This is a genomic window from Affinundibacterium nitidum, from assembly GCF_014284155.1.
GTDB lineage: Bacteria > Pseudomonadota > Gammaproteobacteria > Burkholderiales > Burkholderiaceae_D > Undibacterium > Undibacterium nitidum.
Genome location: NZ_JACOFZ010000001.1, coordinates 472,950 through 492,225 on the forward strand (window position 1 = coordinate 472,950; position 19,276 = coordinate 492,225).

20 protein-coding genes are annotated in these 19,276 nt (G+C 45.9%); 3 read left to right on the plus strand and 17 right to left on the minus strand.

Annotated features, from left to right (window positions below):
- Window position 1: 1 nt before the first annotated feature.
- From flgK to flgB, 10 genes are all read right to left on the minus strand, one after another.
- Window positions 2-2,305 (minus strand): flagellar hook-associated protein FlgK, encoded by a 2,304-nt coding sequence (gene flgK / locus H8K36_RS02000; protein ID WP_186915330.1) that lies wholly within the window; start codon window positions 2,303-2,305, stop codon window positions 2-4.
- A 95-nt stretch (window positions 2,306-2,400) separates the two neighbouring features.
- Complete coding sequence (gene flgJ, locus H8K36_RS02005; RefSeq protein ID WP_186915329.1) at window positions 2,401-3,315, minus strand: flagellar assembly peptidoglycan hydrolase FlgJ; 915 nt, start codon at window positions 3,313-3,315, stop codon at window positions 2,401-2,403.
- A gap of 8 nt (window positions 3,316-3,323) precedes the next feature.
- Window positions 3,324-4,445 (minus strand): flagellar basal body P-ring protein FlgI, encoded by a 1,122-nt coding sequence (locus H8K36_RS02010; RefSeq protein ID WP_186915328.1) that lies wholly within the window; start codon window positions 4,443-4,445, stop codon window positions 3,324-3,326.
- Between the two features lie 11 nt (window positions 4,446-4,456).
- Window positions 4,457-5,125, minus strand: a complete 669-nt coding sequence (locus H8K36_RS02015; RefSeq protein ID WP_186915767.1) for a flagellar basal body L-ring protein FlgH — start codon at window positions 5,123-5,125, stop codon at window positions 4,457-4,459.
- A gap of 34 nt (window positions 5,126-5,159) precedes the next feature.
- On the minus strand, window positions 5,160-5,942 hold the full coding sequence (gene flgG, locus H8K36_RS02020; RefSeq protein ID WP_186915327.1) for a flagellar basal-body rod protein FlgG: 783 nt from the start codon (window positions 5,940-5,942) through the stop codon (window positions 5,160-5,162).
- Window positions 5,943-5,996: 54 nt separating this feature from the next.
- A complete protein-coding gene (flgF, locus tag H8K36_RS02025) occupies window positions 5,997-6,737 on the minus strand; it encodes a flagellar basal-body rod protein FlgF (RefSeq protein WP_186915326.1) in 741 nt (246 codons plus the stop codon).
- 31 nt (window positions 6,738-6,768) lie between these two features.
- Window positions 6,769-8,124 (minus strand): flagellar hook protein FlgE, encoded by a 1,356-nt coding sequence (gene flgE / locus H8K36_RS02030; protein WP_186915325.1) that lies wholly within the window; start codon window positions 8,122-8,124, stop codon window positions 6,769-6,771.
- A gap of 105 nt (window positions 8,125-8,229) precedes the next feature.
- Window positions 8,230-8,898, minus strand: coding sequence for a flagellar hook assembly protein FlgD (locus H8K36_RS02035; RefSeq protein WP_186915324.1), 669 nt, complete (start codon window positions 8,896-8,898; stop codon window positions 8,230-8,232).
- Window positions 8,899-8,919: 21 nt separating this feature from the next.
- On the minus strand, window positions 8,920-9,324 hold the full coding sequence (gene flgC / locus H8K36_RS02040) for a flagellar basal body rod protein FlgC (protein WP_186915323.1): 405 nt from the start codon (window positions 9,322-9,324) through the stop codon (window positions 8,920-8,922).
- Between the two features lie 27 nt (window positions 9,325-9,351).
- Window positions 9,352-9,747 carry a flagellar basal body rod protein FlgB gene (flgB, locus tag H8K36_RS02045; protein WP_186915322.1) on the minus strand — a complete coding sequence of 132 codons (396 nt, stop codon included), beginning with the start codon at window positions 9,745-9,747 and terminating at the stop codon, window positions 9,352-9,354.
- 215 nt (window positions 9,748-9,962) lie between these two features.
- Between flgB and flgA the strand changes: the two genes are divergently transcribed.
- The 3 genes from flgA to H8K36_RS02060 all read left to right on the plus strand — a co-directional run bounded on the left by flgA (window position 9,963) and on the right by H8K36_RS02060 (window position 11,529).
- The gene (gene flgA / locus H8K36_RS02050) at window positions 9,963-10,619 is read left to right on the plus strand and encodes a flagellar basal body P-ring formation chaperone FlgA (protein ID WP_230404331.1); all 657 of its coding nucleotides are present in this window, start codon (window positions 9,963-9,965) and stop codon (window positions 10,617-10,619) included.
- A gap of 110 nt (window positions 10,620-10,729) precedes the next feature.
- Window positions 10,730-11,044: a flagellar biosynthesis anti-sigma factor FlgM gene (gene flgM, locus H8K36_RS02055; RefSeq protein WP_186915320.1), complete on the plus strand. Its 315-nt coding sequence runs from the start codon at window positions 10,730-10,732 to the stop codon at window positions 11,042-11,044.
- On the plus strand, window positions 11,041-11,529 hold the full coding sequence (locus H8K36_RS02060; protein WP_186915319.1) for a flagella synthesis protein FlgN: 489 nt from the start codon (window positions 11,041-11,043) through the stop codon (window positions 11,527-11,529). The genes flgM and H8K36_RS02060 overlap by 4 nt, the downstream gene beginning before the upstream one ends.
- A gap of 98 nt (window positions 11,530-11,627) precedes the next feature.
- Here H8K36_RS02060 and motD read toward each other — a convergent pair whose 3' ends face one another.
- The 7 genes from motD to flhB are packed head-to-tail and all read right to left on the minus strand — an operon-like array spanning window position 11,628 to window position 19,206.
- Entirely contained in the window at window positions 11,628-12,407 is a 780-nt protein-coding gene (gene motD, locus H8K36_RS02065) for a flagellar motor protein MotD (RefSeq protein ID WP_186915318.1), read from the minus strand.
- Between the two features lie 11 nt (window positions 12,408-12,418).
- Complete coding sequence (locus tag H8K36_RS02070; RefSeq protein WP_186915317.1) at window positions 12,419-13,159, minus strand: flagellar motor protein; 741 nt, start codon at window positions 13,157-13,159, stop codon at window positions 12,419-12,421.
- The gene (locus tag H8K36_RS02075; protein ID WP_186915316.1) at window positions 13,141-13,875 is read right to left on the minus strand and encodes an RNA polymerase sigma factor FliA; all 735 of its coding nucleotides are present in this window, start codon (window positions 13,873-13,875) and stop codon (window positions 13,141-13,143) included. The genes H8K36_RS02070 and H8K36_RS02075 overlap by 19 nt, the downstream gene beginning before the upstream one ends.
- A 7-nt stretch (window positions 13,876-13,882) precedes the next feature.
- Window positions 13,883-14,725: a MinD/ParA family ATP-binding protein gene (locus H8K36_RS02080; RefSeq protein ID WP_186915315.1), complete on the minus strand. Its 843-nt coding sequence runs from the start codon at window positions 14,723-14,725 to the stop codon at window positions 13,883-13,885.
- A complete protein-coding gene (flhF, locus tag H8K36_RS02085) occupies window positions 14,718-15,977 on the minus strand; it encodes a flagellar biosynthesis protein FlhF (RefSeq protein WP_186915314.1) in 1,260 nt (419 codons plus the stop codon). Before flhF ends, H8K36_RS02080 begins: the two co-directional genes overlap by 8 nt.
- A complete protein-coding gene (flhA, locus tag H8K36_RS02090) occupies window positions 15,974-18,058 on the minus strand; it encodes a flagellar biosynthesis protein FlhA (protein WP_186915313.1) in 2,085 nt (694 codons plus the stop codon). The genes flhF and flhA overlap by 4 nt, the downstream gene beginning before the upstream one ends.
- The gene (flhB, locus tag H8K36_RS02095) at window positions 18,055-19,206 is read right to left on the minus strand and encodes a flagellar biosynthesis protein FlhB (protein WP_186915312.1); all 1,152 of its coding nucleotides are present in this window, start codon (window positions 19,204-19,206) and stop codon (window positions 18,055-18,057) included. The genes flhA and flhB overlap by 4 nt, the downstream gene beginning before the upstream one ends.
- Between the last annotated feature and the right edge of the window lie 70 nt (window positions 19,207-19,276).

Consider the following 19,276-nt stretch of genomic DNA (forward strand, 5'->3'; position numbering starts at 1 on the left):
CTTATCTACCCAATGCCAAGAGCGCATCAAACAACTGACTCGCAATCTGCATTAACTTTCCTGCAGCTTGATATGCCTGCTGATACCGCAATAAATTTGCAGCTTCTTCATCCAAGTTAACACCTGACTCAGCTTGTTGCGCTTGCAAAGCCTGATCTAAAAGTTTGGTCTCAGCAGAATTGGTCACTTCTAATTCATGAGCCTTATTACCGATGAGGCTTACGAACTGGCCGTAGGCACCTTGAAAACTGGTCGAACCAGACGACATCGTATTTTTCGTTTGAAGACCCGCTAATAAAACCGCATTACGATTGTCACCCGTACCTGAAGCATTATTAGAGATATTAATGACATCTCCATTCCGATACGCACCTGAAACAACAAAACTTAAACCGTTATAACTAATCGTTGACCCTTCCACATAGGGGATAGCAGCGCCCGCGACATACGATGTCGTCGTGTTGCCATTTTTTACGGTCACATTCGCTGTCGCCGGAAAACCAGAGAATGAATTCGTTACTGAATTGTAGGTCAATGTTGACGCCGTCACTGGCGTTGACGAAGCCAAAGTGAATGTCTCACCCGCTGTTGGCGCAGTTGGATTGTCCTTGATCACAAAACTGATGCCTGCATAGGTGACCGTTGCACCGCTTGTATATGGCACATTGACGACTTTAGGGGGTGTCGCAGAGGGAGCCGCCGCAGCCGCGACTTCATAATTGGAAGTTACCCCACCGCTAGTCACCGATACCAGAGCCCCGACAGGAAATCCAGCGAGAGAATTCGGCGCTGAGGCGAAGCTTAGATTCAATGGCGATGATAATGTTGTAGAGAGATATGAATCTGCCACAACCACAGAACCAATACTCGCTGTTAATGAATTGCTTTTCACAGCGACAGGAGCATCAATAACGCCTGGAGTTATTTTCCCTGTGCCTAAGTTTGTTGCTGGCGTGGTTGTCGACAACGGAGTACCTGCAGCGATCTTAGAAACATCCGAAATTGCCACACGAAGCGACGAAGCTCCAGCTGCGGTGGGCTTAACTAAAAATTCATCGTTGACTGCTGGCAGAACGGCGCTAGACTTCAAATTGAAGGTAATGCCATCAATCACCGCTGGCAAAGTATTCGATGTTTGCGCATTCCCATCTGACAGCCGTGTGATCTTGAAATAGTTCGGTGCAGGTGATGTACCTGCTAAATACTGGACACGATAGTCACTAAGCGTTAGCGCCCCAACATCTGCGAAACTTGCTGCGATATTTGCCGTTCCAGTATTGGCACTACTTGGTGTTGAGCTTGGACCTGCAATCGAGAAAAAGTCATTGCCGATTTGCCCATTGAGGTCCTGCCCTAGTTTGTGCTGAGCATTAAACTCAGTCGCAATGGCAATTGAAATACGGCCTATAGAATTACGTGACGCGTCAAGCGAGTTTGTTCTAAAAGCAAACAAACCACCCAATTCACCACCGGTAATACTCTTTTCGTTCAGCTGAATTAGGGTTCCATTGCTTTCATAGGAAGCTTGAATTCGACTTGGATCTGTAAGGGAACTTGTTGGTTGCAAAACACTGACTTTTGCACCAAGAACTAGAGGTTGCCCGGTTCCCATAAAAATATTGAACTTGCCGCTCTGTTCAACGACGGTGACATTCACAAGGCGACTCAGTTGAGTGACCGCATAATCTCGCTGGTCAAGCAAGTCGTTCGGCGTTGCGCCACCGGAAATACTCTCCGCTGTCTCAATTGAATCGTTGAGTTGCGAAATTTGTTTTGCATAACCATTGATATCAGTAATTGTCTGAGAAATTCGACTATTCACTTCCTCAGACACCTGATCAAGTTGCGCACCGAGGCCAGCGAGTCTCGTAGTAAGTGCAGCTCCTGTTGACAACACAGATTGTCTCGCTGCAGAACCAGCAGTTCCATTCGGTGTCGATGCTAAATTTTGGATTGCACTAAAGAATTCCTGAAGTGAAGGGGAAATGCCAGCTGTCTGATCTGCAACGAGATTGTTGATTCTTTGGACCTGATTCAAATACGCTGCAGAGTAATTCTGAGCAGATTGGGTAACGTTGACTTGTTGACCAATAAATTCATTGTAAATGCGCTTCACTTCGCCAATTTTGGTGCCTTGTCCAATGAAACTACCCCCGTCATTTTGAGCTGCAGCAGCGCTTTGTAGCAGCACCTGCCGGCTATAACCAGGTGTATTGGCATTGGCAATATTATGTCCAGTCGTCGCAATTCCCATCTGGGCAGCCGCTAATGCGCTTTGTCCGATACCGAGAATACTGGTGCCCATATATCAACCTATCTGTAAAAATTGCAAACTTTTAACTGCTACCGTCATTCAGTTATCGGGTGAGTTAGCGAAAACTTTAATCAAGTGCAAGATCATCAAGATGCGCCAAATGAGTGGCGAATGATGCTATTGAGCTTTTGTGCATAATGAGGATCAGTTGCATAACCTGCTTTTTGCAATGCCTGGGCGAAACGGGTTGGATCTCCGGCGCTTTCCATTACATTTTGATATCGCGGATTATTACTGATGAGACGCGCATAGTCTTTAAAAGCATCGCTGTAACTATCATATGCCCTAAATTTTTCGACACGTTGTTGCGGAACACCATTAATGTACTCGGTGGTTATTGCTTCGACCGTGCGACCTTTCCAAGACGCTGTAGCTTTGATGCCAAACACATTGTGACTACTGGTGCCATCTAAAGCCTTAATCTCACGTTTTCCCCAACCGCTCTCCAGTGCTGCCTGTCCCAACATAAATTTTGCTGGAATTCCAGTCTCGGCACTCGCAGCTTGCGCCTCAGCACCAAGGCGCTGGGTGAACTCTTGTACATGTTTAAGGCCTGAGTTACTAACAATAGGCTGTGTATTTTCGACTAACTTCGCAGCCCGAATGCTCTGCTTCTGCTGTTGTAAGTATTGATCAATCCCTGCCATACCACCCAATGCAGGAGGAGACTGAACTTCACTTTGGACAACTTGAGACATAGCATTGTTTGACATCTGTCTTACCATGGCATCGGCCAAGCCCAAACCGCGACTTGCCATTTTTTGCGACAATTGCTGATCCAACATCGAGGTGTACATGCGACTCTGTTCGCTATCAAACATTCCATCCTGACTTCCTGCCTGGCGCATTGACTTCATGAGCATATTGACAAACAAAGCCTCAAACTGAGTTGCAGCAGCCTTTAATGCCTCCGGAGAGTTATTGTGCGCAGACTGCCTTAACGCATCTAAACCTTTGGTATCAAATGCGAGGTTTTCTGAGATATCGGCTTTACCTATCATGAACGGCCTCAAATAATTTCAAGATCAGCACGTAATGCACCGGAAGCCTTCATCGCTTGCAAAATAGCAAGAAGGTCTTGTGGAGTTGCGCCGATTGAATTGAGCGCTTTCACTACGTCGGCTAGAGAAGCTCCCGCTTTTAGCATAAGCAGTTGACCTCCTTCTTTAGTAATTGAAACGTTCGAATTCCCAGTCGTAGTCGTTTGTCCATCTGACAGCGCATTTGGTTGACTTACCGTGTTTTCAGTATTTATAACGACCGACAGATTGCCATGTGCAACAGCACAAGTGTCGAGACTGACCGCTTGATTCATCACAATCGAACCGGTACGCGCGTTCAAAATGACCTTCGCCGCATTTTGTGCAGGTGATACATCCAAACTTTCTAATGCACCTAAAAACGCCACCCGTTGGTCGTTCACCATGGGTGCTTTGACTTGTATCACACGTCCATCAACTGCAGCAGCTGTATCAGCGCCAAACTTCTTATTGATCGCCTCAACTACTTTAGACGCAGTGGAGAAATCAGCAGTATTCAATTCCAACTGTATTGTATTGCCCTGCCCTAAAGGAGATGGCACAGCACGTTCGACAGTCGCCCCGCCAGATATCTTCCCAACGCTTAAATGATTAATCTGGGCTTTACTTCCATTTGCAGAAGCACCCACACCGCCAACCAACAAGTTACCCTGTGCCATCGCATAAATTTGGTTGTCAGCACCTTTCAACGGTGTCATCAGCAATGTCCCACCACGCAAACTTTTTGCATTCCCCATGGAGGACACTGTCACATCAAGGGTTTGCCCCGGTTGAGAAAATGGCGGCAAGGAGGTCGTGACCATCACCGCGGCAACATTCTTTAACTGTAAGCTCGTGCCCACTGGAATACTGACACCCATTTGCTGCATCATACTGATAATGCTCTGTACGGTAAAAGGTGTCTGGGTCGTCTGATCACCACTGCCATCAAGTCCAACGACTAAGCCATATCCCATCAGTTGATTCTGGCGAACCCCTTGAATTCCTGCGATATCTTTAAGACGTTCAGCATGTGCAGTAGCAAGGAAGAAAGGAGAGCAGGCACAACAAAGAACACTTGTCACAACGATTTTTTTCATCAATTTACGCATGATGAATATCCCTAAAAAGGAAGAAAGCTTAAGAAGAAACGTGTCAATAATGAATTCGCTTCCGCTAAATCGACACGCGACGTTGATCTATATTCAAAACGCGCTTCAGCGACTTGCGTAGAGGACACTGTATTAGCAGCAGTAATCGTTTGTGGATTAACGACACCTGAAAAACGCACATATTCCGCGCCTTTGTTGAACGCGATTTGTTTTTCTCCACTAACGAGTAGATTGCCATTGGGAAGCACATCAACGACCGTAACAGCAATCGTACCTGTAAAGGTGTTGCTCGCTGTTTCTGCACCTTTCTCATCGAATTTTGACGACGCTGTTGTTGATATCGAGGCTTTTGCCGTTGTCGTCGTTGGAATACCAAATAAAGTTGGCGCCGCAAAGCTCGCGCCGCCCGCTTTACTTCCTGAAGATGCTGCCGCTTTCGCTGCTGAGGTATTTTCGCTGATGGCAATCGTCAAGACATCACCTACCAAGCGAGCCTTGTAGTCTTCGAACAATGGCCGATAGGACGCTGCCTGGAAAATCGCACCATTCGCTTCTTTTTGGTTTTTCGCAGTTTGCGCACGTACCATACCGGGTTGCTGAACGATCGGCGTTGGCGTAATCGCACAAGCCGTCAATCCCAACACGCTGAGGACCATCACGAGTCGCTGAAAACACTTCATCATAAGTACTCCCTCAATTAATGCAGGCTATGCTTTAAAGTTGCGACAATCGTTGCAACATTTGATCTGAAGTCGTAATGGCTTTGCTGTTGATTTCATACGCACGTTGCGTTTGAATCATACTCACCAATTCTTCTGCAACATTCACATTAGAGGTCTCAACCGTCCCTTGCACGATCAGCCCTGCGCCGTTTGTGCCTGGCGTATTGGTACCCGGATTACCGGAAGCTGCAGTCTCAACGTAAAGATTCTCACCCAACGCCAACAGCCCAGCTGGGTTAATAAATGTAGACAATTGAATTGATCCGACTTGTACAGGTGCGGTAGATCCTGGTTGGGTAACAGATACGGTTCCATCTCTCCCCACAGTGATTGACTGGGCATTCGCTGGAATCGTGATAGCAGGTTGAATTACAAAGCCACTGGAAGTAACCAATTGACCTTGATTATCGACCTGAAACGAGCCGTCGCGTGTATAACCTGTTGTACCATCAGGCATCAACACTTGAAAAAATCCTTGACCATTAATCGCCAAGTCTTTGCTATTACCGGTTTGCTGTAAGTTCCCTTGGGTAAATATCCGCTCAGTGGCAACAGGTCTCACGCCAACACCTAGCTGCAGACCGGAAGGCAGTTGAGTTTGTTGCGAACTCTGCGCACCTGGCTGGCGCACTGTTTGATACAGAAGATCTTCAAACACAGCACGTGAACGTTTAAAACCATTCGTACTGACATTCGCCAAATTATTGGTGATCACGTCCATCTGCGTTTGCTGCGCATCGAGACCTGTTTTCGCTACCCATAATGAACGTATCATTTTTTTCTCCTGTGGAGGGCCACATTACTTAATTCTATTATGCGCCAACAAATATCAACCTAAAGTGAGGATCTGACTGGCTTTTGTCTCGTTACTCTCTGCATTACTTAAGAGTTTCATTTGCATTTCGAACTGACGGGCAAGGTTAATCATAGTCACCATGGAGTCCACCACATTGACGTTACTTCCCTCTAAGCTTCCGTGCGTTACCGTGACTGCAGCATCTGCATCAGGAATAACTCCATCTTTGGTCTTGAATAAGCCATCGTCGCCGCGCACCAAGTTGCTTTCGGGCGGATTCACCAGCTTTAGTCGGCCAATGGTTTGCACAGCGTTAGGCTTTGTTCCCATTGGAATGGTAGAAATCGTGCCGTCTTTCGCAATCGCTATTGTGACTTCGGGTGGGATAGTGATTGGACCTCCTTCGCCCACGACTTGCAAACCATTTTGAGTTTGCAAAATACCGTTTTCACTTATCTTCAGGCTGCCATGACGAGTCATCTTCTCGGTTCCATCTTCACCTTGAACGACTAGCCACCCCTTTCCTTGCACAGCAACATCAAGGTCTCGTCCTGTATGTTGCAAGACACCGGTCGAAAAATCAGTACCGACAGTCGCATCGACCACAAAAGCCCGCGTAGGGAGACCTTCACTGATCACAGGCACCGCACGAAAAGAATCGAGTTGTGCTTTAAAACCAGTTGTAGTCGCATTGGCTAAGTTGTGCGCATTTGTGGTCTGTTGCTCCAACAAATGTTTAGCACCTGTCATGGCCGTGTAAATCAATCTATCCATAGAGCCTCCCCCAGCGACAATACTTTACTCATCAACGCAAGTTCACCAAGGTCTGTAAAATTTGATCTTGAGTTTTGATAGTCTGCGCGTTCGCTTGATATACACGTTGTGCAGTAATCATATTTACCAACTCGCCAGTCAAGTCCGTATTGGAGTCTTCGGTTGCATTTGAAGTCAATACACCCATACTGCCCGAACCTGGAGGCCCAACCAACGCAGGGCCCGAGGTCGCAGTCTCCGTCCATTGGTTGTCACCTAACGATTGCAAACCATTTGGGTTCGTAAAATTTGCCAACGCTATTTGTCCAAGCACGGCCGTTTTACCATTGGTATAGCTGCCGACAATCGTGCCGTCTTTTGCAGTATTAAACTTGGAGAGTTTGCCAGAGGTATAACCATCTTGTTTAATCGAATTGACACTAAATGCCGAGCCGTATTGGGTCATACCTGTCATATCGTATTTGATCGTCGGTGTGGAAATTGGGGTAACGGCACCGGTCGAGACAGGGATTGCAATCGCAAACGCATTGGGATCTGTTGTAGCAAAGTTTGGTGTTGCAGCCACTAACTTACCCATATTATCGAAACCGACTTTACCAATAGAATTAGTCGGCGCAGGTGCGGTTGCAGGACCATTGATCAATACCCCATCAACAGCGGCAAAAACGTCCCACTCAGCGGTCACGGTGCCAGTTGGCACACGCGGCACAGGCGCAGTCGGAGAAGGGTCAACACGCACGAAGAAGGTTTGCAAGACATGGGAATTACCCAAACTATCAAAGACAGCAACGGAAGTCGCGTTATTATAAGAAAGTGGATCTGTTAAAGAGAATGCCACCGGAATAATCACAGGTGGATTGGCGACTGGTACTTGAGTTCCCGGAACCAAAGATCGGGAATCCAAATTCAGAAGTGCATTTACCGTATCAGTTTGTTTTGGGGCGATATCAGATGTATTAATCGTCAATGGTACTGCAGCACCGGTAGACAAAACGCCATTTGTGTCAGCGGCATAACCTGTAAGGCTAGCACCTTGTGAGTTCACAATGTTTCCGCTCTTATCCAGTGAAAACTGACCATTTCGGCTGTAAGTGATCGCACCGTTCGTCGACATCCTAAAGAAACCTGAGCCGTTGATCGCAATGTCCAAAGGATTATTCGTCGAGCTGATATTCCCTTGTGTGAAAAGCTGATTCACACTTTGCACTTTCACACCAATCCCAACTCCACTTGTCCCAGCGCCACTCAGAGAATTCGCAAAAACGTCAGCGAATTGCGCTTGCGCCATCTTAAAGCCAACAGTATTGGCGTTCGAAATATTATTACCAATCACGTCAAGTGATTTTGATGCAGCGTTAAGACCGCTTAAACCCTGTTGAAAACCCATGAGATTTCTCCTCTAGCTTCGATAAATTAGATCGCGGACCGCGACTGCCACCGGAACCAAACAAAAAATATTTTTTATCTTTATTCCGATCAAAACACACCTGTCTTAAAATACCTGCCGAACATCGGCCATCGCGACGTCACCGACGTTGGAAATGGACAATTGAGCACCCTGCTTTCCAAACGTGACGCTAGACACCATGCCAAAACTGAGACTTGTCGTCGTCAATTTTTTATCTCCCGAACTCGCATCAACGACAAACTCATAGTTACCATTGCCAAGCAAAGTTCCACTATCATTCTTTCCATCCCAAGTCATCGAATTCATTCCGGCAGACATATTATTGGAAGTTAGTGTTCTGACTACGGAACCTGATACATCCTTGATTTGAACTCGAACAGCATCAGCGGACTGAGGAAGATCAAAACCGAATACTGATTTACCGTCTTTAAGTTCGACATTATTGCCCGGCACAACTACGCCATGCCCAATCATATTGGCGGCCTGCAAGCCCTGGCTGCTCTGGAAATTACCACTCATTGCAGACACAGTTTCATTCAACTTATCGATACCAGTTACTGTTGAGAGCTGCGCCAACTGGCTTGTGACTTGTGCGTTATCAAGCGGATTTAGTGGGTCTTGATTTTTCATCTGAGTCACCAAGAGTGTCATGAATCGGTCTTGGGCAGCTTGCGCAGCAGACTTAGTCGAAGACCCACCATTCATTGTTGACAGCAAGGTCGGATCAACCGATTGTGTAGTGATCGTATTCATTCTAATTACCTTTCATTGGCATCACTGTCCAAGACTTAAGGTCTTGAGCAGCATCGACTTCGCTGCATTCATCGTTTCAACATTGGTTTGATATGAGCGCGAAGCTGAAATCATATTCACCATTTCTTCGACAACATTTACGTTTGGCATCGCGACATAACCTTTTTCATCTGCCAGTGGATGCTTAGGGTCGTACATCAATTTCGCAGGGGTCGTGTCTTCAACAACCTGGCTAACTTTGACACCGGTAGACGAAGGGTCGGCACTTTGCATAGCGCTGAACACAACCTGTTTAGCCTTATACGCTTGACCATTCGAGCTCGTGACACTATCGGCGTTCGCCAGATTGCTCGCGACTACATTGAGACGCTGTGATTGAGCACTCATGGCTGAACCAGAGACATCGAAAATTTTAAAAAGAGACATGATTTACCCCTATTTCCAACCCAAATTTCAGCCTTGAATCGCTGCAAGAATGCCCTTGATTTGCATGTTAATCATGGTCAGGCTTGCTTCATAACGAAGCGCATTATCTGTAAAAGCATTGCGCTCCTCGTCCATATTTACCGTATTCCCATCGACGTTACCTTGTGACTCCTGACGATACCCAGGTACTACACCAGCGACAGTCCCCTTGGCTTCCAAATGGGAGGAATCGCTCTTCTTTAGAGAGTTTGGAGGTGTTGCTTTCTCCAGGGCTGCGCTCATCGCCTTTCCGAAGTCGATATCGCGCGCTTTGTAATTTGGCGTATCGGCGTTAGCGATATTCGATGCCAACAATTGTTGGCGCTGACCACGAACAGATAAAGCGGATTCATGGAAACGCAGGTAATCATCAAGTTTAGTCAATTTACACTCCTGCTAAATCACTTCGAAATCGATTCAAATTACGGTTTTTGATGAATGCATAGTAGTCCTCTGAAAGTCAATTCGATATGCAGATCAGACCACGAAAAACCCATCTATTCATTTAATTGCTTTGCGCGCGTGAGGCTACAATTTCAGCAATGTCACTACTCCTAAGGAGTAAGCTAATGTTGAGAAATACTTTCATTTTGTTGATCATGTTTTTGTGCTGCATTGACACTTTTGCACAATCTCAGGACCACGAACAAATCCGAGAATTGACGAAATCATTTCTTGCTAAAACAGCAGAAGAGTTCGGTGACAATGCCCAAATTGAGGTGAGCAATATCGACACCCGCTTAAAATTGAACAACTGTGATAGTGCAGAAGCCTTCCTTCCCCCAGGCAGTAAGGCGTGGGGAAAATTGACCGTAGGCGTCCGATGCAATGCACCAAAACCTTGGCAAATTTATATTTCTGCTCAAGTAAGAATCAAAGGTAGTTATTTTGTTGCAGCCAATAACTTAAGTAATGCGCAAGTTATGACTGCCTCAGACTTAATCAAAGTCAACGGAGAGTTGAGCAATCTACCTGGAGGCGCGATAACAAATTCACAGCAAGTGATCGGAAAAACAATCCAAGGTAGCTACACCGCCGGCACAGCCTTGAGAGCGGATATGTTTCGCAGTCCTCAGGTGGTTCAACAAGGACAAACTGTCAAAGTAATTAGCAATGGCAAAGGCTTTAGCGTATCAACTGAGGCAACAGCAATGACAAACGCCAACGAAGGACAAATTGCACGAGTGAAAACAAATAATGGACAACTTATCACTGGGATTGCTAAACTTGGTGGCATTATAGAAATACAAAATTAACTTATTGGACTACACATCTCTCGTTTTCTCAAAATAAGGTTAAAGTTTAAAATAAGAGAGCCGTTACAGAAGGTGTAGATGTATGTAAATCCAACCATAGAGGTATCGCCGTGAAAATTAACGACTCACTCAGTTCCACCCAAGGGCTACCAAATAGCCCTCCCGCACCGCGTGCGGACAAGGCTGGTGATAATGCGAAAGTGGCGACCACACCTTCGCACAATGTACAAATATCGCCAATGTCAGTGCAATTGCAAGCAATGCAAAATACACAAGCCAGCGGTGCTGTTTTTGAAGCCAAAAAGGTTGAAGAAATTAAATTGGCAATCTCTGAAGGGCGTTTTCAAGTCGATGCTGAAAAGGTTGCGGATGGTTTATTGGAAACCGTTAAAGATTTATTAAATTCGAGAAGACAGCCAACATGAACGAAAATCTGACCAACGCACAAAATATTGCGAACATCGTTGCGCAAGAAGTCGAACTTATGTCGGCGTTGGTACAGTTATTAAAGAAAGAAGAAGAAGTCTTAGTTGATAACACTCCTGACAAACTAGAGACTATCGTTCTTGAAAAAAATACTCTTTTGACACAGATTATTGCATTAGAAAAAAATCGTAATTCTTCTCTATCACAAAGCGGGCTGAGCCCAGATGCTGAAGGGATGAACCTTCTATTCTCGCAGCTTAGTACTTCAAGTGACGTTCAAAACAATTGGGAGCGATTGCTTAATTTGTCTTCGGCTGCCAAAGAGAACAATCGAACGAATGGTATTCTGATTAACCGCCACATGGTACGCAATCAGACTACTCTCAATATACTGCAGCAGAACGATCAAACCGCATCTGTATATGGTGCAGATGGTCAATCACGCGTAAATTCAAATAGCGGCCGCGGCATTATTGCTGGCTGACCTACGCACCAAATCACAAGCCGAGCCTTTCCTCTAGGGACGATGACAGGGTTCCAACTAACTGTCCTCGAAAATCATTAAGCGTTCAAAAGGTTTGACTAACGTTGAGTTCCGCTAGAGACTGGCACTTCTACCGGAGTTTCAGGCAGCAAAGACAAAATCGTGATTGTCACTCTACGATTACGGGCACGTCCTTCTATCGTTTCGTTCGAACTTACAGGAGACTTCGGTCCTTGCCCAACAGCAGTCATTCGACTTTCATCGACACCATTCTCCATGAAAAGCCGTGCAACAGTACTCGCCCGAACTGCAGATAGCTCCCAATTGGATGGGAAAACAGAATTCCTAATGGGTAAGTTATCGGTGAAACCCTCAACTTGAATAGCATGATTATCAGTCTTCAACACTTCAGCAATTGCTTTGAGTGCTTGAATAGAATCTGTATTGAGTTTGGCTTCGCCTGGAGCGAATAGAAGGCTCGCATTAATTTCAATTGAGACCCCACGACTAGTCTGCGTCACTTTAACTTTCCCTTCCCGCACCAAAGGCTCGAGTACTAGCAAAATATCTTTTGCCACTCCAGTCATCTTCTCCCGCTCTTTTTTTAGAGGCTCAGGTGGTTTAGGACGAATATTAGGTATCGGTTCGAGTACGTTTGTTTGATTTAATTTTGGATCTGGAATGGCACCCGATGCCATCATTGAAGTGCCGAAAGCACCGGTAAGGGAATTAGATAAGACTTTATACTTACCCACATTAAGAGAAGAAATAGCATACATCACAACAAAAAAAGCAAAAAGCAAGGTCATGAAATCGGCATAAGATACAAGCCAACGCTCATGGTTATCAGGCTCTTCAATGTACTTCTTACGCGCCATTTCGCTCTGCTTTACTTGCGGTGATTGGAAAGCCGCTCTTCTACGATACGAGGGCTATCCCCTTGTGCAATACTATAGAAAATATCGGCTAACATTTCTCGACGAACTACTTCACGCCCAACTATCTCCTTAAGTTTATTGGCGACTGGCAGAAAAAAAAGATTGGCCAAGCCCACGCCATAAATCGTCGCCACAAAGGCAACAGCAATGCCGCTGCCAAGTTTATTTGGGTCACTCAAATTTTCCATCACATGGATCAAGCCTAACACCGCACCGAGAATACCTATTGTCGGAGAGTATCCACCAGCAGCATCCCAAATTTTGATTGCTTGTCGTTGTTCCATTTCATAGAAAGAAATATCAACATCTAAGATTTCTTTCAGTCTTTCTGGATCGACACCATCGATCACTAATTTGAGCCCCTTTTCAATGAATGCATCTTTGGCCGAGTCAATATAACGTTCTAGACTCAAAAAACCCTCACGTCTGGCAACCACACTCCACACCAATGCATCTTGAACATTTTTACGATTTTTATCTTCGGGCATAAATGCTATCCACTTCAGCATTTTTATGCCGCGAATGAAAACTGGCAGCCGACTTTGCAGTAATACTGCACCAATCGTGCTAACAACTACGATGGTGAAGGCAGCAGGCTGCAACAAGGAAGAAAGATGTCCACCTTCCAGCGTTTGACCGGCGAGAATGCCGACCAAGACAAGAACAATACCAATTAAGCTAGCCCGGTCCACGCGCGCTCCCTCAGCGATGCACGTAACCGCGCCACCGCTTGACTATGTAATTGCGAAACACGTGATTCGGAAACGCCCATCACGGCACCAATTTCTTTTAGATTGAGTTCCTGTTCATAATAAAGCCCCATCAACAGCTTTTCCCGTTCAGGCAAGGCGTTAATCGCATACACCACAGCATCACGAAAATCACCATGAAGCAAATCTTGGAGAGGGTCACCCGAGCGTTCGTCATTGCAGAAATGATCAAGAAAATGTTCTTTGGTGTCAGCATCGTGAAAATCTTCGTAATACAACAACTGATGCCCACCGCTCTCGCCTAATAATTCTTGATAATCAATTAAAGAAAGCTTCAAATGCTTTGCCACTTCAGTCTCGAGTGGAGGACGACCTAAGCGCTGCTGCAGTTCATTCATTGCATTCTCGATCTTACGCATATTCTGACGAACGCCGCGTGGCAACCAATCACTGCTTCGCAATTCATCCAACATCGCACCACGGATCCGCTGAATCGCATAGGTTTCAAACTGCGCACCATGAGTTTCCTCATATCGATTTACGGCATCTAACAAACCGATCATGCCTGCCTGCACCAAGTCATCTACTTCTACACTAGGGGGAAGTCTCGCTTTTAACTGATATGCCAAACGCTTTACCAACGGAGCATGCTCAGTGAGTATTGAGTTTTTATCTGACTTACCACTTGCTGTGTACATAAATTAATTAATATTCCAATTGCGCACCTACCATAGGAGCAGAGTTAAATCTCAAACTACTTGTCGCAGTAGATATGAGTTTATCAGCAATGCGCACAAATGCATTGGATGCCTTTGATAAAGGGAACGCTTCTACAACAGAGCGCCCTAATTCAGTAGCACGTTTCAAATACAAATCTTCCGGAATGTAGCCGACAAGATCAAGATCTACCGCCAAGTAACGTTTCGCGGTCATTGAAAGATTAGCAAATATAAGTTCCGCTTGCGCTTGATTCACGTTCGTTACAACAATACCGAATTCACGAATACCCAAACTACTTTGCAAGCGTTTAATTAAGCCATAAGCAATTTTGATGGTAGATGGATCAGCCGATAACTGAATAATTACGTCGCTATCGTCAAAAGACGATAAGAGAAATGTATCATCAGCATTCAATTCGCAATCAACCACGACGACATCAGAACGACTTGCGGCGATGTCAAACACCTTTGAAAGCTCGCGAAATCCGCTTTTTGGTAGTTGTAAAGATTGCGGCGTCGAGTGGCTTACTTTGGTCACGGATAAGCCAGGCGAAACCTCTTTAATTACAAATTCCATTGTACGCTTTTGTCGTGCCACATCCAACAAAGTCTGATCAGCTTGTAAGTTGAGCCACGCGCTCAAACTTGACGCCGAAGTTTTCGCATCCACCATCAACGTATGCTTTCCTTTACGAGCCAAACTTGCTGACAAATTAATTACTGTGCCATTTCGTTCTGATTCAGGCAAAGCAGACAAAAAGGTAAGGACCCTCTTTTGCGGCAATTCCAACATACGACGAAGGCCTTCGGCCTGATCAAAGTTAGCCAAGAGACACCTCCAGTCGTGCTGTATCGCCGTTGCCATTTGCCATTAACAATGGAAGTTCATCATTTTGTAGCTTATAGGCAGAAGTTTCACGTTTTAATTTAAAGGCACGATCTACGAGGTATTGTTTATTCGCGATATGCAGATCCTCAGGAACACGCTGTCCACTTGCAACATAGTAGATATGTAGTTTCTGCCTAATGGCAATATCGAGTGCGCCACCAATCGTCGCTGCTTCATCTAGCTTGGTCAAAATGCAACCTGACAAACCCGCACCAGCATACGCTCTCACAACTTCACTGAGCGTCTCCCCTGTTGATGTCGCATTTAGGCATAGCAAACGCTTTACATCTAAACCGCTACCAGACAACATCGCTACCTGCTCAGTCACCATCTTGTCTCGTTGACTGACCCCAACGGTATCGATCAAAACAGTATGCTTATTCTTTAATTCAGCAAGCGCTATTCTTAGGTCCGCTTCATCCTTCACTGAATGGACCATCACACCTAGAATCTTGCCGTAGATGCGCAGTTGTTCATAAGCACCAATACGATAACCATCCGTCGTAATCAACGCGAGCTTTGAAGGACCATGGCGCATCACACAACGTGCAGCAAGTTTTGCCGTTGTCGTCGTTTTACCAACTCCAGTCGGGCCCACCAAAGCATATACGCCACCTTTCTCTAAGATCTCACTTTCGTTTGAGATCGTCGACAGGTTGCGGCTCAAAATACTCTTAATCCAATCTAAACCATTATTAGATTGTTCGGTTTCAGGGAGTTTTTCGATCACATGACGGGCTAAACTTGCACTAAATCCCGTTGCCAACATTTCTCGCATCAACTCTGCTTTTCGTGGTTCACGTTGTTGAGTATTGATCCAAGAAATTTCTGAAATCTTGTTTTCAAGGATACTGCGCATAGAACGAATTTCACGCATCATCTGTGCGACCTCGCCTGGACTCACCAAACTTTCCATCTCTAAACCAGATTTCAATCCATGCAAAATTTCCGTACTTTGGGCTCTTGCTTTTAAACCTGCACCTTGCGGATTAAAGCGCAATTCCGAATCATTATGTTTTGGTTTCGCTGGCTCTGGTGAAATCGACCCGAGACTACTGTCGTCCATCGCCAAAATCTCTACATTTCCATCGACGTTTTTATTCGACAAGATCACTGCGTCGACACCTAGGGCATCACGCACTTTACGCAATGCCTCGCGAGAAGTTGGTGCAGTAAATTTTTTAACGTTCATAATTGACCTCCGACCAGGCTAGTCACCCGGATAGTTTTATTTTCTGGTAGTTCAGAATGCGACAAGACTTTGACTTGCGGTAATGTGCGACGTAAGAATCGTGACAACAAAAGTCGTAGTGGGCCAGGCACTAACAGCACAGGAGTCAAGCCGAGCTGTTGTTGATGTTGTGCGGCTGATTCGGTCTGCAATGCAATGGTATCGGCCAAACCAGGTTCCATTGTTGCGCCATCAACGCCACCACCTTGAAGGGTTTGCATGAGCAATCTTTCCAGCTTCGTGTCTAGAGTCATCACCGACAGCTCATTCCCAGTTGGGAAGATTTGCTGCACAATCGCACGTCCCAAGGCGATTCTTACCTGCGCGGTCAGTTCAGTTGGATCTTGTGTCTGCGCACCAAACTCGGCAAGTGTTTCGACAATAGTCCGCATGTCACGGATATGGACACCTTCTATCAGTAAGTTCTGCAAGACTTTCTGTATTGCTGAAAGAGAAAGCAAACGTGGCGTTAAGTCTTCAATCAATTTAGGCGAATCTTTTCCTAAATGATCAAGCAATTGTTGAACCTCATGACGTCCAAGTAACTCGGCAGCGTTCGATGTGATGAGGTGATTCAAATGTGTTGCGACCACCGTACCAGCATCAACTACTGTATAACCAAGTGATTGGGCCAATTCACGCGTTGAAGCGTCAATCCATACCGCGGGCAAACCGAATGCAGGGTCAGTTGTCGGTACGCCAGGTACGGTGCCCGAAACCATGCCAGGGTCAATCGCCAAGTATTGCCCCATGTTTGCTTCGCCGGTCCCTATCTCAACACCTTTCAAGCTAATTCTATAGGCGGATGGCTTGAGTTCAAGATTATCGCGAATGTGAACCGGTGGTGATAAAAATCCTATCTCTTGCGCGAATTTTTTTCGAATCCCTTTAATACGACGCAGCAGTTCTCCACCTTGGGTTTTGTCTACTAAAGGTATGAGTCGGTAGCCAACTTCTAGTCCTAAAGTATCAACAGGTAAAATGTCTTGCCAGGTCGCTTCTTCCATTTCTGGAGCCGCACTTGCTTGCTCGACTTTATTCTCAGTAGGAACTTCAGCTTCTTTACGATGACTCATCATATATGCTGCACCCGCCATGGCCGACGCCAATAATAAGAACGCAAAGTGCGGCATACCTGGAATGATTCCCAAACCACCAATAATGCCCGCGGTGATATACATGACCTGAGGTTTAGCGAAAAGCTGGCTGACGAATTGGTTACCGATATCTTCTTCACTCGCGACTCGAGAGACAACGATACCGGCAGCGGTTGAAATGATTAATGAAGGAATTTGAGCCACCAAACCATCACCAATTGCAAGCAAGGTGTATATTTTTGACGCGTTTGAAAAATCCAAATCGTGTTGGACCATACCAACAATCAAGCCACCCACAATATTGATCAAGGTAACCATAATGCCTGCAACCGCGTCACCTTTTACATATTTACTTGCACCATCCATAGCGCCGTAAAACTCGGCTTCTTGGGCCACTTCGGTACGGCGACGACGCGCCTCCTGTTCAGCGATAAGACCAGCATTTAAGTCTGCATCAATCGCCATTTGCTTACCCGGCATCGCATCCAATGCGAATCGTGCACCAACTTCGGCAATACGACCGGCACCTTTGGTCACCACAGTAAAGTTAATGATAGTCAAAATAACGAAGACGACGATACCGACGGTATAGTTCCCCCCAATCAGAAAGTGTCCAAATGCTTCGATGACTTTGCCAGCAGCATCGGGACCGGTGTGCCCTTCCGTCAAAACGACACGTGTTGAGGCTACGTTTAGCGAAAGGCGTAGCATTGTACTGACCAGCAAAACAGTCGGAAATACCATGAAGTCGAGTGGCTTCACCGTATAAAGACTCGTTAATAAAATAATGATCGACAGGGCAATATTGAAGCTAAAAAAAATGTCTAGGGCGAACGGTGGCAAGGGCAATATCATCATCGCAAGCATCATGATGATCAAAATAGGCGCCGCGATCGCCTTCGATCCTGGGCCACTAATCCAAGCACTAACTTTCATCCAATTCATACTTCAACCTCGTTCACTTTATTAAGTGGATCTAATTCTTTTGGAACTTCAACATTACTCGGCTCTGTTGGACGCAATCCACCATTTTTCTTGAAAGTACGAAGTTGAAATACGTAAGCCAATACTTCAGCAACTGCGGCGTATAAGGCTTCTGGAATTTGATCACCTAACTCCGTATGCTTGTGCAATGCGCGCGCTAGTGGTGGCGCCTCCAAGATTGGAACGTTATGTTCTTTCGCCAATTCCCGAATTTTGGCTGCGACTTCATCGACGCCCTTTGCCACAACCCGGGGTGCACCATTTCCATCCGAGTATTTCAATGCGACGGAAAAATGTGTCGGGTTAGTGACAACGACATCTGCGGTTGGAACTTCTGCCATCATGCGGCGTCTCGCCATCTCACGTTGTTGTTGACGAATCTTCGCTTTGATTTGTGGATTACCATTAGCTTCTTTTGACTCTTGCACCACCTCTTGATGCGTCATTTTTAGCTTTTCGGCATAGGACCACATTTGATAAGGCGCGTCGATCGCAGCAATCAGAACCAATCCCGCTACGATTGCCAAAAATGAGAAACCGAGCATACTTCCCAGATGTTGCGGGCCGCTATCAATGGTCTCCAACACCAAACCAAAAATTGCTTCTTTCTGGCGATTAATGACAACCCAGGCGATAGCACCAATCAGAATGGTTTTTAAGATTGCTTTCACGAGTTCCACCCCAGCCCGCGCCGAGATAATGTTTCCAAGACCGCTCAGTGGGTCCATACGTTCGAACTTCGGCTGAAACGCCTTTGCGCTGAATAACCAACCACCAATCAATAAAGGTGATCCAATCGCTGCGATAATAAATAGCAGTGCAATTGGAGTAAATGCGATGAACACGTCGGCGATCATTGCCGCAATCTTAGAGGTAAGAAAGCTTGGATCAAATGCAGCGGCCCGTTCAAAACCAAGGCCGCTAGTCAATACCGATCCTAGTCGATGTGATAAGCTCCCCCCCATAGCGTATAAGCCACCACCAGCTGCTAGTAACACCAAGCATGTGGAAAGCTCACGCGAACGCGGAACGTCCCCCTCTTCCCTTGCTTTCTCAAGCCTCTGGGGTGACGCCTCTTCGGTTCGTTCTAGTCCGCTATCTTCTGCCATTACCGTGACCTATCACAAATACTCAACACTACTTCTGTCATAGCTGAGATTATTCGCGAAATCATCGGAA

What these genes read in the sequence shown, in the direction of transcription:
- H8K36_RS02060 (WP_186915319.1), top strand. Translation starts at nt 11,041, where the DNA reads ATGAACGAAAATCTGACCAACGCACAAAATATTGCGAACATCGTTGCG.
- flhB (WP_186915312.1), bottom strand. Translation starts at nt 19,206, where the DNA reads ATGGCAGAAGATAGCGGACTAGAACGAACCGAAGAGGCGTCACCCCAG.
- flgJ (WP_186915329.1), bottom strand. Translation starts at nt 3,315, where the DNA reads ATGATAGGTAAAGCCGATATCTCAGAAAACCTCGCATTTGATACCAAA.
- flgC (WP_186915323.1), bottom strand. Translation starts at nt 9,324, where the DNA reads ATGTCTCTTTTTAAAATTTTCGATGTCTCTGGTTCAGCCATGAGTGCT.
- flgA (WP_230404331.1), top strand. Translation starts at nt 9,963, where the DNA reads ATGTTTTTGTGCTGCATTGACACTTTTGCACAATCTCAGGACCACGAA.
- H8K36_RS02035 (WP_186915324.1), bottom strand. Translation starts at nt 8,898, where the DNA reads ATGAATACGATCACTACACAATCGGTTGATCCGACCTTGCTGTCAACA.
- H8K36_RS02010 (WP_186915328.1), bottom strand. Translation starts at nt 4,445, where the DNA reads ATGCGTAAATTGATGAAAAAAATCGTTGTGACAAGTGTTCTTTGTTGT.
- flhF (WP_186915314.1), bottom strand. Translation starts at nt 15,977, where the DNA reads ATGAACGTTAAAAAATTTACTGCACCAACTTCTCGCGAGGCATTGCGT.
- H8K36_RS02015 (WP_186915767.1), bottom strand. Translation starts at nt 5,125, where the DNA reads ATGAAGTGTTTTCAGCGACTCGTGATGGTCCTCAGCGTGTTGGGATTG.
- flhA (WP_186915313.1), bottom strand. Translation starts at nt 18,058, where the DNA reads ATGAATTGGATGAAAGTTAGTGCTTGGATTAGTGGCCCAGGATCGAAG.
- motD (WP_186915318.1), bottom strand. Translation starts at nt 12,407, where the DNA reads ATGGCGCGTAAGAAGTACATTGAAGAGCCTGATAACCATGAGCGTTGG.
- flgE (WP_186915325.1), bottom strand. Translation starts at nt 8,124, where the DNA reads ATGGGTTTTCAACAGGGTTTAAGCGGTCTTAACGCTGCATCAAAATCA.
- flgF (WP_186915326.1), bottom strand. Translation starts at nt 6,737, where the DNA reads ATGGATAGATTGATTTACACGGCCATGACAGGTGCTAAACATTTGTTG.
- flgK (WP_186915330.1), bottom strand. Translation starts at nt 2,305, where the DNA reads ATGGGCACCAGTATTCTCGGTATCGGACAAAGCGCATTAGCGGCTGCC.
- flgG (WP_186915327.1), bottom strand. Translation starts at nt 5,942, where the DNA reads ATGATACGTTCATTATGGGTAGCGAAAACAGGTCTCGATGCGCAGCAA.
- H8K36_RS02075 (WP_186915316.1), bottom strand. Translation starts at nt 13,875, where the DNA reads ATGTACACAGCAAGTGGTAAGTCAGATAAAAACTCAATACTCACTGAG.